12 protein-coding genes are annotated in these 14389 nt (G+C 71.2%); 4 read left to right on the top strand and 8 right to left on the bottom strand.

Going from position 1 to position 14389, the window contains the following annotated elements; genetic code table 11:
• The first annotated feature begins 15 nt into the window (after positions 1 to 15).
• The 4 genes from H613_RS0107640 (at position 16) to H613_RS0107625 (ending at position 4013) form a co-directional block, all read left to right on the top strand.
• A complete protein-coding gene (locus H613_RS0107640; protein ID WP_026923340.1) occupies positions 16 to 1461 on the top strand; it encodes an aldehyde dehydrogenase family protein in 1446 nt (481 codons plus the stop codon).
• A 3-nt stretch (positions 1462 to 1464) separates the two neighbouring features.
• A complete protein-coding gene (locus H613_RS0107635; RefSeq protein ID WP_026923339.1) occupies positions 1465 to 2031 on the top strand; it encodes a hypothetical protein in 567 nt (188 codons plus the stop codon).
• Between the two features lie 48 nt (positions 2032 to 2079).
• Complete coding sequence (locus H613_RS0107630; RefSeq protein ID WP_026923338.1) at positions 2080 to 2940, top strand: hypothetical protein; 861 nt, start codon at positions 2080 to 2082, stop codon at positions 2938 to 2940.
• A 71-nt stretch (positions 2941 to 3011) separates the two neighbouring features.
• Positions 3012 to 4013 (top strand): hypothetical protein, encoded by a 1002-nt coding sequence (locus H613_RS0107625; RefSeq protein ID WP_156925888.1) that lies wholly within the window; start codon positions 3012 to 3014, stop codon positions 4011 to 4013.
• 161 nt (positions 4014 to 4174) lie between these two features.
• Here the strand turns inward: H613_RS0107625 and pstB are convergent, their stop codons facing one another.
• The 8 genes from pstB to pdhA all read right to left on the bottom strand — a co-directional run bounded on the left by pstB (position 4175) and on the right by pdhA (position 14235).
• Positions 4175 to 5116 carry a phosphate ABC transporter ATP-binding protein PstB gene (pstB, locus tag H613_RS0107620; RefSeq protein WP_342673009.1) on the bottom strand — a complete coding sequence of 314 codons (942 nt, stop codon included), beginning with the start codon at positions 5114 to 5116 and terminating at the stop codon, positions 4175 to 4177.
• A 344-nt stretch (positions 5117 to 5460) separates the two neighbouring features.
• Positions 5461 to 6315 carry a DUF6042 family protein gene (locus tag H613_RS0107615; protein WP_026923335.1) on the bottom strand — a complete coding sequence of 285 codons (855 nt, stop codon included), beginning with the start codon at positions 6313 to 6315 and terminating at the stop codon, positions 5461 to 5463.
• 329 nt (positions 6316 to 6644) lie between these two features.
• Positions 6645 to 6842: a hypothetical protein gene (locus tag H613_RS0107610; RefSeq protein ID WP_026923334.1), complete on the bottom strand. Its 198-nt coding sequence runs from the start codon at positions 6840 to 6842 to the stop codon at positions 6645 to 6647.
• Between the two features lie 121 nt (positions 6843 to 6963).
• Positions 6964 to 8766, bottom strand: coding sequence for an NHL domain-containing thioredoxin family protein (locus tag H613_RS0107605; RefSeq protein ID WP_026923333.1), 1803 nt, complete (start codon positions 8764 to 8766; stop codon positions 6964 to 6966).
• Positions 8767 to 8849: 83 nt separating this feature from the next.
• The gene (locus tag H613_RS0107600) at positions 8850 to 10298 is read right to left on the bottom strand and encodes a mediator complex subunit 15 domain-containing protein (RefSeq protein WP_026923332.1); all 1449 of its coding nucleotides are present in this window, start codon (positions 10296 to 10298) and stop codon (positions 8850 to 8852) included.
• A 439-nt stretch (positions 10299 to 10737) separates the two neighbouring features.
• A complete protein-coding gene (locus tag H613_RS0107595) occupies positions 10738 to 12093 on the bottom strand; it encodes a dihydrolipoamide acetyltransferase family protein (protein ID WP_026923331.1) in 1356 nt (451 codons plus the stop codon).
• 10 nt (positions 12094 to 12103) lie between these two features.
• Positions 12104 to 13078 carry an alpha-ketoacid dehydrogenase subunit beta gene (locus tag H613_RS0107590; protein ID WP_026923330.1) on the bottom strand — a complete coding sequence of 325 codons (975 nt, stop codon included), beginning with the start codon at positions 13076 to 13078 and terminating at the stop codon, positions 12104 to 12106.
• Entirely contained in the window at positions 13078 to 14235 is a 1158-nt protein-coding gene (gene pdhA / locus H613_RS0107585; RefSeq protein WP_026923329.1) for a pyruvate dehydrogenase (acetyl-transferring) E1 component subunit alpha, read from the bottom strand. The genes H613_RS0107590 and pdhA overlap by 1 nt, the downstream gene beginning before the upstream one ends.
• Between the last annotated feature and the right edge of the window lie 154 nt (positions 14236 to 14389).

Genomic DNA, 14389 nt, shown 5'->3' with positions numbered 1-14389 from the left:
CCGTAGGCTTGAACCATGTCGCAACGTCTCCGTCCCGTTTCGCCCATTTGGGTGGCCGGCCGTCCGCAGCACGGCGAGGAGGAATTCTTCGTCACACACCCCTTCGACGACTCGCCGGTCGGCGCCACGTCCTGGGCCACCTCGGGCCAGGTCGAGGCGGCCGTCGCCGCGGCCGCGGGGGTCGCCCGCGAGGCCGCGGCCCTGCCCGCGCACGTCCGCGCCGAAGCGCTCGAGCACGTCCGGCGCCGCCTCGACGAGGAGGCCGAGACGTGCGCCGAACTCGTCACCGCCGAGTCCGGGAAGCCGATCTCCTGGGCCAGGGCCGAGGTGCGGCGCGCGGTCTCGACGTTCCGGTGGGCCGCCGAGGAGGCCAGGCGCTTCTCCGGCACGCTCCAGCGGCTCGACACCGACGCGGCCGCCGAGGGCCGCGTGGCGCTCGTGCGGCGCTTCCCGCGCGGCCCCGTCCTGGGGATCTCGCCGTTCAACTTCCCGCTGAACCTGGTGGCGCACAAGATCGGCCCGGCGATCGCCGCGGGCTGCCCGATCGTGGTCAAGCCGGCCCCGGCGACGCCGCTGTCGGCGCTGCACCTGGGGGCCCTGTTCTCCGAGACCGACCTGCCGCCGGCGATGCTGTCGGTGCTGCCGGTGCCGAACGACCGGGCCGCGCAGCTGGTCGAGGACCCGCGGCTGCCGGTCGTCTCGTTCACCGGCTCGGGCCCCGTCGGCGCCCAGATCATGCGGCAGGTGCCGGACAAGCACGTGACGCTCGAACTGGGCGGCAACGGGGCGGCGCTGGTGGCCGCGGACTACCCGCGGCGGGACTGGGCCGCCGAGCGGATCGCGACGTTCGGGAACTACCAGGCGGGGCAGTCGTGCATCGCCGTGCAGCGGGTCTTCATCGAGGCCGGGGCGTTCGCCGACATGGCCGAGCGGATCACCGACCACGTCCGCTCGCTGCCGACGGGCGACCCGAGCGACCCGGCGTGCAAGGTCGGGCCGATGATCAGCGTCGAGGCCGCCGAGCGGGTCGAGTCGTGGGTGGCCGACGCGGTCGACGGCGGCGCGAAGGTGCTGTGCGGGGGCTCGCCGCGCTCGGGCGCGACCCTGGAGCCGACGGTGCTCGCCGAGGTGCGCCAGGACGCGCTGGTGCTGCGCGAGGAGGTCTTCGGGCCGGTGCTGGTGCTCCAGAGCGTCGACAGCTTCGAGGCGGGGCTGGCGGCGATCAACGACTCGCGGTACGGGCTCCAGGCGGGGGTGTTCACCGAGCGGCTGCCGCAGGTGATGCAGGCGCACCGGGATTTGGAGGTCGGCGGCGTCGTCATCGGCGACGTGCCCTCGTTCCGGGCCGACCAGATGCCGTACGGCGGCGTCAAGGCCTCGGGGGTGGGCCGCGAGGGCGTGGCGTCCGCTATGGACGACTACACGACCGAGCGGGTGTTGATCCTGCCCGATACGCTGTAGTGCATGAACTACCCCTCGCAGTCGCCGTACACGCCCGGCGGCCCCTACGCCTCGGCGGGCGGTGCGCAGCCGCGCCGCAACACCGCGCTCGTCGGCGGCATCGTCGTCGCCTGCACCGCGCTGGTGCTCGGCTCCATCCTGCTGGTGGCCTTCATGGTGAACCGGGGGGGTGACGGCGGCGGCGTCGCGACCGAGGCGAGCGCGGGCGCCGAGGAGGCCGCCGACGACGAGGAAGCCGCCGACGAGACGGCCGAAGGCGATCCCGAGGCGGTCGCGGTGACGGTCGCGAAGATCATGTTCGGGATGAGCGAGGAGTCCGCTGAAGGGCTGGTGTGCGCCGACCCGGGCATGTACCTGAGCGATCTGGAGACCACGGGGGCGACCGTCACCGACACGCTCGGGGACATGCTCGAGATGATCGACGACATCGTCGCCAGTGACACGACCGAGACCGACGAGGGCGTGACCGTCGAGGTCGCCATGGTCATGTACGGCAGCGAGACCCCGATCGGCACCGTCGACCTGATCGTCGAGGAGGGCGCTTGGAAGGCGTGCGGCTTCTCCTACTGAGCACCGGCCCCGCCCGGCGCGGTTGACACGGCTGTATAGCTTGGCAATATGACCGTCCCCCCGAACTACAGCATGCCGCCCGAACGTCAGCCGAACCCCGGCTACGGTTTCGGGCCGCAGTACGGCGGCCCGTCGCTCCCAGAGGAACGGGGGCCACGCAACTACGGGCTCATCGGGGCCATCGTCGTCGGCTGCACCGTGCTGGCGCTGGGGTCGATCCTGCTGGTGGCGTTCGTGGCGAACCAGGGCGACGACGGCGAACCCGTGGCCGACGACGGCACGACCACGCCCGCCGAGGACGAGAGCACGACTCCGGCCGACGACGTGACGACGCCGGAGGACGACACGACCACGCCCGCGGGGGACGACGGCGAGATCGGCCAGTGCCTGCCCTACGAGCCGGTGATCGTCGGCGACGGCCTGGAGCTGACGGACTGCGACGACGCCGAGGCGTTCTGGAAGATCACGAACCAGTCCTACGACATCGACGCGACCGTCGACGACGAGGGGAACCTGGAGAGCAACCAGGTCGCCTACGACCTGTGCGGCGAGGACTATGCGACGTCCTTCCTCGGCGAGCCGTGGACCAACTGGCACTGGGTGTACTCCTCGGGCTCGGTCGACTCGCTGTACTGCATCGAGGCGCTCGGCAACCCCGACGACGAGGGGCGCCTGCCGTACACGCCGGACACCGGCGACTGCTTCGACGAGAGCGACCAGTGGTGGACGGTGCCGTGCGATTCCGACCTGGCGGTCTACAAGGTCGTCGACACGGTCGTGTTCGACGAGCCGCAGGACCTCGACGACGACGCGGCGGCCGAGGCGGCCACGTGCGGCGGCGAGTACTACTGGGAGATCACCGATGTCGAGGGGCTGACGACCGCCATCCTCTGCGGCAACGAGTTGTAGGGCGCCGCGGGCGGTGCGGGGATTCGGCCGGTTCCACCGCTTCGGGCGAGGATTGCTCATAGTCTGAGGCCATGTCGCAGCCTCCCAACTACGGCGGCCCTCCCTCGGGCCCCGACCCGCAGCACCCGTACGGACAGGGCCCCGGGCAGCCGCCGTCGGAAGGCGGGGGTCCGCCCCAGTATCCGTCCCCCGGCCAGGGTCCGGGGCAGCCACCGCCGGGAGGCGTCCCGCCGCCGTGGCCGCCTCCGTCCACGGGGTCCGGCTACACGGGCGCGCAGGGCGGCTATCCCTACCAGTTCGGCCCTCCCGGGCCGCCGCCGCGGAAGCACCGGACGGGTCTCATCGCGGGCCTGTCCGTCGCCGGGGCGGTCGTGGTCATCGCCGCGGCCGTCCTGATCTTCATGAACCTGCGCGGCGACGACGAACCCGAGCAGGGCGCCATCGAGGAGACCTCCGAGCAGGTCACCGAGGAGCCCACGACGGCGCCGGAGGAGACCACTGGCCCGCCGACGATCGACGAGGCGGTGGGCCTGTGCCTGCCGTACGAGCCGCAGATCGTGGGCTACTCGTTCGATCTGACGACGTCGTGCGACGGGGAGCAGGCGTTCTGGCAGATCACGGCGGTCAGCGACGACACCGGCGCGACCGTCGACGACGAGGGCATGCTCGCCGACGTCCAGGCCGCCTACGACGTGTGCGGTGAGGAGTACGGGGCGTTCCAGCTCGGGGAGCTGTGGAAGGACTGGTACTTCACCTATGACGAGGCGACCGGCGGCGTCGAGGAGCTGTACTGCGTCGAGGCGATCGGGAACGCCGACAGCGAGGGCCGCACCCCGGTCACGCCCGACACGGGCTCGTGCTTCGACGACAGCGACACCTGGTGGAGCGTGCCGTGCGACTCGGACCTGGCGCTGTACGAAGTGGTCGACACCGTCGCGGTCGATCCGCCGGAGGAGATGACCACCGACGAGGCGAACGACGCGTCCGCACCGTGTTCGGGCGGCGAATTCTTCTGGCAGGTCACCGACGTCGAGAACCGCACCACCTCGATCCTGTGCGGCAACGGCCTCTGAGTGCCGCAAGCACAGCAAAATGAAGCCTATACCCTATAAGATATGACTATAACATATAACATATGTACATCATATAAGTTATAGAATATAAGAAAGAGGGTGTCTGCGGATGCGGCCCGTCGGGGCGAGACGGCGGTGCGCCGCGGCGCCGATGCAGTCCCTCAGCCGAAGCGGCCGGTGATGTAGTCCTCGGTGCGCGGGTCCGAGGGGTTCGAGAACAGCCGCTGCGTGTCGTCGAATTCGACGAGGAAGCCGTAGCGCTCCCCCGCGCCGTCCACGTCGGCCGAGTAGAACGCCGTCGCGTCCGACACGCGGGCCGCCTGCTGCATGTTGTGGGTGACGATGACGATCGTGTAGTCCTCGACCAGCTCGTTCATGAGCGCTTCGATGCGGGCCGTCGCGATCGGGTCGAGCGCCGAGCACGGCTCGTCCATGAGCAGCACCTCCGGTTCCACCGCGATCGCCCGCGCGATGCACAGCCGCTGCTGCTGCCCGCCCGAGAGCGCCAGCGCGCTCTTCTTGAGGTTGTCCTTGACCTCGTCCCACAGCGCGGCCCCGCGCAGAGCCCGCTCGACGCGGTCGGCGAGGCCGTCGGTCATGCCGTTGATGCGCAGGCCGTAGGCGACGTTGTCGTAGATCGACTTGGGGAACGGGTTGGCCTTCTGGAACACCATCCCGATGTACCGCCTGACGGCGATCGGGTCGACGCCGGGGCCGTAGATGTCCTTGCCGTGGTAGGTGATCTCGCCGGTGACCTTGGCGCCGGGGATGAGGTCGTTCATGCGGTTGATCGAGCGCAGCACCGTGGACTTGCCGCAGCCCGACGGCCCGATCATCGCGGTGATGCGGTTGCGGGCGACGGGGAGGGACACGTCGCGCACGGCGTGGGTCTTGCCGTAGTGGATGTCGACGCCGCTGAGCCGGATGAGGGTCTCGGTGCCGCTCGGGGAGGCGTGCGAGGCGTCGACGAGCCCCTTCGGCGGCCCTTGCGGGCCGAGCGCCCGCGGGGATGCCTGCGAGCCGTCCGTGAGCCGGGCGCCGCGGGACGTCCTGGTCTCGACCTGGACCGGTTCGGTCCGCCGGTCGGTCTCGTTCACTGCCACGCGAACTCCAATCACCGATCTTCAACCGCCGTTAACGCGTCCTGCACTCATCCTGTACTCATGAAATGCGATCGAGGTGCACGCCGGTGGACGCGCGGGTGAACTGAGGGTGAACGATGCGGAGGGCGCACTTGGTCATTGCTCGGGCGACAGGGCTCCGACCGCCCACGGCCGCGCGAGGTGGCCGAGTGCCACTGGCGCGCTCAAGCGCGCTCGCACGGCAAGATCCCACCACTCGTGGCTACTCCAGGCGATCGGCACCGGTGCCGCGCTCGGGCCATGCCCGGGCGGGAAGACCGCGACCGCCCACGGCCCCCAGCGGGCGTTCGGTGATTGCGGCGCGCTCAGGCGTGCTCGGGCGGCAGGAGCTCGTCGTTGGGGTAGCCGCCGAGCAGGTCGTCGGAGGCCGTGAGCGTGAACTGCTCGGCGAGCGGGACGGTGCCCAGGTCGGCCGAGGTGCTCACGTCGCCGTCCTCGGCGAGCTCCATGAGCATCCCGCGGACCACCTGCGGCGGGACGCCCGCGTCGTCGCCGAGCGAGAGGAGGTCGACCGTGACGGTGGCCGAAGTGGCGCCGCCGGGCAGGACGAAGCGGCCCTCGTCGTCGAACTCGTACTCGACGCCGCCGACGCGCCTGATGGCGATGGCGGTGAGCTCCTCGAGGTCGCCGCGCTGGTCGGCGGCCTCCTCGATGGCCTCGAGCTTGCCGAAGGCGAGCACGTCGAACGGGTTGATGTACAGCTGCGGGGCCACGAACAGCTGGCCGTCGCGGGTCTCCCCGCGGTAGAGGCCCAGGGCGAGCAGGAACTCCAGCAGGTCGCGCACGGTGTGCGGCACGGGCAGGCCGGTGCGCTCGCAGTGGGTGGTGAACGTGGCGATGCGCTCGCTCCGCTCGGCGGTGGCCCGGTCGTACTCCTCGCGGGCCTCCTTCTCGATGACCTCGGGAGAGGCGCCGTAGTGGTGCTCGCGGGCCTCGGCGATCCACTCGTCGACGTCGCCCGGGTCGCACCAGACCGGCTCGTTCCAGATGTCGTCCTCGGGGAAGACGTCGGCCCACCAGCTCGCGGGGAACGGGTTCAGTGAGGGGACGGTCCGGAACAGTTCGATGCTGCACGGCATCAGCCTGATCCAGGCGGGGTGCATCGGGGCTTGGACCGGGCCGGACTCGTCGCCGCCGAAGGGCCTTTCGAAAGCTTCCACCCATCGACGGTAGCAGCGCGACCTGACAGCGCCGAGGCGCTCGGCCGCAGGATGGTTCCGCCTCTAGCGGAATCGGCCGGCATTCCCCTCGCGCCGTCGCCGCGCATCGAACGCGGCACTGTGCCGCGCAGCGTGAAGCCGCCTCAGCGGCTCGTTGTCGGTGTTGCTCAGTGCCCGTTGAGTGCCCTTTGCGCTGAGGCGGCCCGTCGCGCGCGATACACCGTTCTACCAGGGACTATGTCCCGTTCACACATTGGTGCACCGCTCGCGTCGCTGCTGACGTTACTCCGATCGACCCTGCCGAATATCGACTGAAAGGCCGCTATCGGCTATCCGTTCGATTGAATACCCGAGAGGTCCGGTTCGAAGTCGGCCAGGGTGCCGGCGTACTGCGGCGCGAGGTATTCGACGGTCCTGACCTGCTGCGCGATCAGCTGCCCCACCTCGACGATCTGGTCGGCGGGGTTGAGGACGAGCCAGTGCTCGTACGCTGCGTAGTGTTCCCGGGCGTCTGCCTCGGCGGTCACGGGTTTCCTCCCTTAGTGAGCAATGTGGTCTGGCCAAAGCTAATGCGCGCGGCGTTCGCGCGGTCCGGCGACACGCCGCGCGAACGTGAATTGGCACGAATCAGCAGAAAGAGGCCGCGTCTCAGGAGCGCAGGATCAGCCGGAGCGTATCGGTGCCGCCCTCGGTCACCTCGACGGGGACGCCCCAGTCCTGGCGGGTCAGGTGGCAGGCGGGGTGCTCGGCCCCGGCGTCGCACGTGGCGGCCTGCGCCACCACTTGGAGGACGCCGCGGTCCACGCCATCGGCCAGTTCGACCTCGCGGACGAGCTCCTCGCCGCTCCCCGCGCCGGAGGCGAGCAGCCCCGGCGGGTCGGCCGAGACCGTCACCTTGACCGGCGAGCCGAACGTGTAGTCGAGTTTCTGCCCCGCGGCGGGCTCGAACAGGACTTCGATGCGGAGTCTCCCGGGGGCGACCGCGGTGCGTTTGCGCGTGACGCGGTGGTGCTCGCCGTCGACGGCGGCCTCGTCGAGATCGGGGGCGACGAGGCGGTGCGCGGCCGATTCGACCACGACGGGCCTGCCGCCCGCGACGATGACGTCGCTGGGTTCGGCCAGGCCGCTCGCGAGCGTGGCGACCTCGCCGGTGGCCCGGTCGTAGCATCGCAGAGCGCCGTTGTAGGTGTCGGCGACGGCGATGCGGCCGTCCGGCAGGACCCCGACGCCGAGCGGGTGCTGCATGAGCGCGTCGGCGGCCGGGCCGTCGACGTGCCCGAAGTCGAACAGGCCCTGGCCGACGACGGTGTGCATCCGGCCGCCTTCGACGTAGCGCAGCGCGGAGGTCTCGGCGTCGGCGATCCAGAGGCGGTCGCCGTCGGCGGCCAGTCCGGACGGCTGGGCCATCCACACCTCGGCGAGCGGCCCGTCCTTGAGGCTCTCGACGGTGGTGCCGGCCCATGGGGCGGCGGTGCCCGCGACCGGGTCGAAGCGCCACAGCTGGTGGATCCCGGCCATCGCGACGATGACCGCGCCGTCGAACCAGGCGACGTCCCACGGCGAGGAGAGGTCGACGTCGAGGGCGGCGGTGACGCCGGTGTCGGACCGCCACTGGCGGCCGGTCCCGGCGACGGTGGTGACGGTGCCGTCGGCGAGGCGCACGCCGCGCAGGAGGTGGTTCACGGTGTCGGCGACGACGACGTCGTAGCCGACGCGTTCGGCGACGTCGGCGGGGAGCAGCGCGAGGCCCTGGGGCTCGCTGAACTGCGCCTCATTCAATCGTGGTTCGGCGCCGTCGGCGCGGCCCCGCTCGCCGGTGCCGATGACGCCGGTGACGGTCTCGAGATCGGTTGCGAGGCGCACGAGGCGGTGGCGGGCCGAGTCGGACACCAGGACGTCGCCGCCGGGCAGGGCGAGGGCCTTGCCGGGGAAGCGCAGCGCGGTCTCGGCGGGCGCCTCGGCCACGTACGGGCTGCCTTCGGGGTCGAGGGTGCCCTTCGCGGTGTGGGCGGCCACCAGGTCGCCGACGATCGCGTCGAGGGCCTCGACGTGGCCTTCGCCGGCCATGGTCGACACGACGTAGCCCTCGGGGTCGATGACGACGAGGGTGGGCCAGGCGCGCGCGGCGTAGGCGTCCCACGTCTTGAGGTCGGGGTCGTCGAGGACGGGGTGGGCGACGCCGTAGCGCTCGACGGCCGCGGCCAGGGCCTTCGCGTCCCGCTCGTGCTCGAACTTCGGGGAGTGGACGCCGACGATGACGAGCGCGTCGCCGTACTTCTCCTCCAGGGGCCGCAGTTCGTCGAGGACGTGCAGGCAGTTGATGCAGCAGAACGTCCAAAAATCCAGGACGGCGACCTTGCCGCGGAGGCCCTCCAGATCGAGGCGCCGTCCACCGGTGTTGAGCCACCCTCGGCCGACGAGTTCGGCCGCACGCACACGAGACTGAGTCACCCGAAGAGCGTAGCGCGGCGCAAAAACCCGGAGTTTATAGGTTATACCCTATAAACTCCGGGGCCATATTGCTCAGTCTGCGGCTACTCGCCTTCAACGGGCGCCGAGGACTCCTCGGCGCCTTCGCCTTCATCGCCGCGGAGCGTGAGGCAGTAGACGTCCTCGCCGACGGTGAGGGTCTCGCGGCCCGCGTCGGCGCATTCCTGGCCGTCGTCGACCTTCGAGGTGATCTCGTAGTCCTCGCCGTCGACGGCCTCCTCGCAGTCGATGGCCTCGGCCGTGTCGCCGCCGGTGTGGCGCACGCACCCGCCCTCTTCGAAGACGGGCGGCTTGAGGAACAGGAAGTAGGCGGCCGCGGCGGCGGCCCCGAGGACGACGACCGCGACGATCGCGATGACCGGGACGAGCCACTTCTTCTTGGAGCCGCCGCCCGCGGGCTGCGGCGGGTACTGGCCGGGGCCCATCATGCCGGGCGGGACCTGCCCAGGCGGCACCTGGCCCGTGGGCATCTGCCCCGGAGGCACCGAGCCGGGGGGCATCTGCCCGGGCGGCTGGGAGCCGGGCGGCATCTGACCGGGGTACATGCCCGGCTGCATCTGCGGCTGGGACGACATCGGCGGCTGGCCTGAGTCGTAGCCGACCGGCTGCGGCGGCTCGCTCTGCGGCGACTGGGCGCCGATGATGAGCCGCTGCGTGTCGTCGGACTGCGGCGGCGGGGGCTGCTGCGCCGCGGGCGGCATCTGACCGGGGGCCTGCGGCGGCATCTGACCGGGCGGCAGGCCGCCGTCGGCCGGGGGCATCACGCCGCCGAGCGGGTTCGGCGGCGGCGAGGGCCACGCCGAGCTGGGCGCCTGCGGGGCCGCGGGCGGCTGCGCCGGGGGTTGCTGCTGCTGGGCGCCGGGCTCGGCGCCGAAGGGGGCCGGCGGGTTGAAGCCGACGCCTTGGGCCGGGAGCACCTCGGTGGCCTCGTCGGCGACGTCCTTCGGCGGCTCGGGAGCCTGAGGCTGCTGCGGCTGGTCACCGGGAGGGACGGCGTACTTGAGGACCGTGGTGCCCTCGTCCTCGAAGCGCTGGGGCGAGGGCGATGCGGGCGGCTCGGAGGCCGGAGCGGCCGGGGGCTCCTGCGACGCGGGCGGCTGCTGCGCCGGGGCCGTGTCGGCGGCGGGGGCCTGCGGGATCTCGATGTCGAGCGACGAGGTGGTCGGGATGGCCTGCGTGACGCCCTCGTCGACCGTGTCGGGGGCCGGTGCGGGCTCCTCCGGCTCGGCGGCCTGGGGCTGCGGAGCGGGAGTCTCCTCGGCCGGCTTCTCGGGCTCGGCGGGCGGCTCGGTCCCGTCCGCCTCGGGGGCGCTCTCGGCCACCGGCTGCGGCTCGGGAGCGGCTTCGGGTTCAGGGGCGCCCGCAGGCTCGGAGGCGCTGCCCTGGGCCGCGCCGTCCTCTACGGGGGCGCTGTTCTCGGGCGCGCTGCTCTCGTCGGCCCCCTCTTTGGGGGCGTCGCCCTGCGCTGACGCGTTGCCTTGCTCGGAGGTCACGGCTGCTCCTCAATGGTGCTTTCGGCCCGGCGTTCCGAGGAGAATGCCGGACGAAGCACACGGTACAGCAGTAAGACACGCTCTCACTCGACAGGGTTACACGCGAATTGCGCACTTCGTGCGAAGAATGGAAAAAGATAAAGGCCGGGCGCCGGCAGTTGCCCACCCCTCATGGCAACGCGGCGCCCGGCCGGTGTGAGAACCCCCTGGAGAGGGTCTCCGTGCGGTGCGGGGACTCGGCGCTGTCCACCGCACCAATGGGAGGAGAGAAGTTCGCGGCCTCAGTTGCGACCGAGGCGTTCGCCACTGTTCGATGCTCGACTCCCCGTCATCGAACGGCGACGGTATGAAACTTCGAAGTTGTGTTTCCTCGTTGTTTCATTGCCTCAATTACAACACCGAATACCAAGAACCGCCATTGAATCATCGGTGCGTTGCATCACGTCCAGGCGAGGACGGTCGCTCCCGGATCGGCAAGGAAGGCACCGACATCGGCGAGGAACCGCGAACCGAGCTCGCCGTCGATGAGCCGGTGGTCGAACGACAGGCCCAGCGTCGTGACCTGCCTTACGGCGATCTCGCCCTCGTGGACCCACGGCTGCGGCCGCACCGCCCCGAACACCAGGATCGCCGACTCCCCCGGCGGGAGGATCGGGGTGCCCGTGTCCATGCCGAAGACGCCGACGTTGGTGATCGAGAACGTCCCGCCCGCCATGTCGGCGGGCTGGGTCCTGCCGTCGCGGGCGGTGCCCACCAGGTCGGCCATCGCCTCGGCCAGCTCGACGAGGCTGAGGTCCTGGGCGGCCTTGATGTTCGGCACCACCAGGCCGCGCGGCGTGGCCGCCGCGATGCCCAGGTTGACGTCGCGTTTGACGACGATCTCACCGGCGGGCTCGTCCCAGGCGGCGTTGATCATCGGGTGGCGGCGGCACGCCAGCAGGACGGCCTTGGCCACCAGGAGCAGCGGCGAGACCTTGACGTCGGCGAACTCGCGGCGGCCCTTGAGCTCGGCCACGACGTCCATCATGCCGGTGACGTCGCAGGTGAGGAACACCGTGGCGTGCGGGGCGGTGAACGCCGAGGCCACCATGTTCTGCGCGGTGAGCTTGCGGACGCCCTTGATCGGGATCCGCTCCTCGCCGCCCGAGGGGGCCGCGGTGCGACCGGCCGGGGCCCGCTGTGCCGATGCACGGCTCGCGGGCGTCGCCGAGGCCGCCGCTTCGACGTCGGCGCGGGAGACGGTGCCGTGCGGCCCGGTCGGGGTGACCTGGCTCAGGTCGACGCCCAGGTCCTTGGCGAGCTTGCGCACCGGGGGCTTGGCGAGGGTCGGCCCGGTCGGCATCGCGGTCGTGGGCGCCGGGGCGGGCGCCTCCACCGGAGCCGGTGTCGGAGCGGGGGCCGGGGCGACCGGCGCCGCGGGCGCCGGAGGGGCCGCCTGAGCTTCGCCGTTCTCGCGCTTGCGCTTGCGCCGCTTCGGAGCCGACTCCTTGGCGCCGTAGCCGACGAGGTTCGGCGTGCGCTTGTCCCCCGAGGGCTCCTCGGGTTCGGCGCCCTCGACCTCGAACGACGCCAGCGGCGCGCCCACGTCGACCGTGTCGCCCGCCGAGGCGTGGTGCTCGGCGAGCCTCCCGTCGTACGGGCTGGGCACCTCCACCAGCGCCTTGGCGGTCTCGACCTCCACGAACGGCTGGTTGAGCTCGACCTCGCCGCCCGGCTCGACGAGCCACGCGGCGACCTCGCCCTCGGTGAGTCCCTCACCGAGGTCGGGCAGGTTGAACGTGATCCTCTGACCCATGTCCCGCTCCTCAGTACTCAAGGGACCGGTCGACGGCGTCGAGCACCCGGTCCAGGTTCGGAAGGTAGTCGTCTTCGAGGCGGCTCGCCGGATAAGGCACGTCATAGCCCGTCACCCGCAGCACCGGCGCCTCCAGGGAGTAGAAGCACCGCTCCGAGAGCCGCGCGGCGATCTCGGAGCCCATGCCGAGCGTGCCCGGCGCCTCGTGGACGACGATCGCGCGGCCGGTCTTGCGCAAGGACGCCTCCAGCGGCTCCCAGTCGATCGGCGAGAGCGAGCGCAGGTCCACGACCTCCAGCTCCAGGCCCTCCTCGGCGGCGGCCGCGGCGGCGTTCAGCGCCACGTCCACGGTCGGGCCGTAGGCGATCAGGGTCGCGGCCGTGCCGGAGCGCACGACGCGGGCGTCGTGCAGGCCCAGGGGGGCCTCGGTCGTGTCCACCTCGGCCTTGGCGTGGTAGCGGCGCTTCGGCTCGAAGAAGATCACCGGGTCGTCCGAGGCGGCGGCCTGCCGGATCATCCAGTAGGCGTCGGCCGGGTCCGCGCAGGTGACGACCTTCAGGCCCGCAGTGTGCGCGAAATAGGCCTCGGGGGACTCCGAGTGGTGCTCGATCGCGCCGATCCCGCCGCCGTAGGGGATGCGGACGACCACCGGCAGGCGCACGCGCCCGCCCGAGCGGTTCGGCATCTTCGCCAGCTGCGAGACGAGCTGGTCGAACGCGGGGTAGACGAAGCCGTCGAACTGGATCTCGCAGATCGGCCGGTAGCCGCGCAGGGCCAGGCCGATCGCGGTGCCGATGATGCCGGACTCGGCCAGGGGCGTGTCGATGACGCGCTCGGCGCCGAAGTCCTTCTGGAGCGAGTCGGTCACGCGGAACACGCCGCCGAGGCGGCCGACGTCCTCGCCCATGATGAGCGCCTTGTCGTCCTCCTCGAGGACGCGGCGCAGCCCGGCGTTGAGGGCCTTGATCATCGTCATCGTCGCCATCAGGACTCACTCCCCTCGTCGAGCGAGGCGCGGAAGGCGACCGCCTCCGCCCGCTCTTCCAGCAATGGCGCAGGCGCCTGCGCGTACAGCGCGTCGAACATCTCGGTCACGTCCGGGTCGGGCAGGTCCATGACCCGCTGCCGCAGCTCGCGGACCTCGGCGGCCGCGTCGGCGTCGACCGCGGCGAAATAGTCGGCGTCGGCCAGCGACTCGGCCTCCAGCCAGGAGCGGTAGCGCAGGATCGGGTCCTTGGCCTTCCAGTAGTCCAGCTCGGCCTCGTCGCGGTAGCGGGTGGCGTCGTCGGAGGTGGTGTGGGGCTGCATCCGGTAGGTGAAGGCCTCGATCAGGCTCGGGCCCTCGCCGGCGCGGGCGCGGTCGAGCGCGGCCTTGGTGACCGCGTACGAGGCCAGGACGTCGTTGCCGTCGACGCGGACGCCCGGCAGGCCGAAGCCCTCGGCCCGCTTGTAGGGCGGGACGCGGAACTGGCGGGTGTTCGGCTCGGAGATCGCGTACTGGTTGTTCTGGCAGAAGAACACCAGCGGCGCGTTGAACACGCCCGCCCAGACCAGCGCCTCGTTGAAGTCGCCCTCGGCGGTGGCGCCGTCGCCGTGGTAGACGATGACGGCCTCGCCGTCGTCGCCGCCGACCGCGCCGTCCTTGGCGACGCCCATGGCGTAGCCGGCGGCGTGGAGGGTCTGGGAGGCGATGACGATCTCGTACATGTTGAAGCGGTCGGCGGCCACGTCGCGGCCGCCGAGGTCGACGCCGCGGAACAGCGAGAACGCCGAGATGATGTCGAGGCCGCGGCACCACTGGACGCCGAGTTCGCGGTAGGCCGGGAAGACGGTGTCCTGGGGCTTGAGGGCGCGGCCGGAGCCGATCTGCGCTGCCTCCTGGCCGAGCAGGCTCGGCCACAGGCCGAGTTGGCCCTGGCGCTGCAGGGCCGTGCCCTGGGCGTCGAGCTCGCGGGTGACGACGAGGTCGCGGTACAGGCCGCGGTACTCCTCGTCGGTGAACTTCACGTCGTAGTCGGGATGGGAACGGCGCTGCCCCTCGGGGGTCAGCAGTTGGACGAACTCTGGTTCGTTCGCCGAGGCTGAATTCCGACGGCTCTTGGCCGTCTTCTTGGCGGGGCGCGGTCGGTCAACTGAGCCCATGGTTGCCTCCTCGTATTGATATTCCGGTGTATCCAGCATCGCAGAGCCGTGGCGTGCCCGCTTCACAGCTCGCGTCCGACTACGATTTGTAGGCTGACATTCGACGCTGAGTAGCCGTCCTCGTCGCGACTCGAGACATCATCGGCCCTGAACG

It is taken from the genome of Glycomyces arizonensis DSM 44726, assembly GCF_000482705.1.
In the GTDB taxonomy this organism is placed as follows: Bacteria; Actinomycetota; Actinomycetes; order Mycobacteriales; family Micromonosporaceae; genus Glycomyces; species Glycomyces arizonensis.
Note: the sequence above shows the minus strand (reverse complement) of the source record. Positions and strands in the feature narration are given on the sequence as shown.

Bases quoted from the DNA above. Each gene is read 5' to 3' on its own strand.
- pdhA (WP_026923329.1), bottom strand. From the start codon at position 14,235: ATGGGCTCAGTTGACCGACCGCGCCCCGCCAAGAAGACGGCCAAGAGC.
- H613_RS0107625 (WP_156925888.1), top strand. From the start codon at position 3,012: ATGTCGCAGCCTCCCAACTACGGCGGCCCTCCCTCGGGCCCCGACCCG.
- H613_RS0107640 (WP_026923340.1), top strand. From the start codon at position 16: ATGTCGCAACGTCTCCGTCCCGTTTCGCCCATTTGGGTGGCCGGCCGT.
- H613_RS0107630 (WP_026923338.1), top strand. From the start codon at position 2,080: ATGACCGTCCCCCCGAACTACAGCATGCCGCCCGAACGTCAGCCGAAC.
- H613_RS0107590 (WP_026923330.1), bottom strand. From the start codon at position 13,078: ATGGCGACGATGACGATGATCAAGGCCCTCAACGCCGGGCTGCGCCGC.
- H613_RS0107595 (WP_026923331.1), bottom strand. From the start codon at position 12,093: ATGGGTCAGAGGATCACGTTCAACCTGCCCGACCTCGGTGAGGGACTC.
- H613_RS0107635 (WP_026923339.1), top strand. From the start codon at position 1,465: ATGAACTACCCCTCGCAGTCGCCGTACACGCCCGGCGGCCCCTACGCC.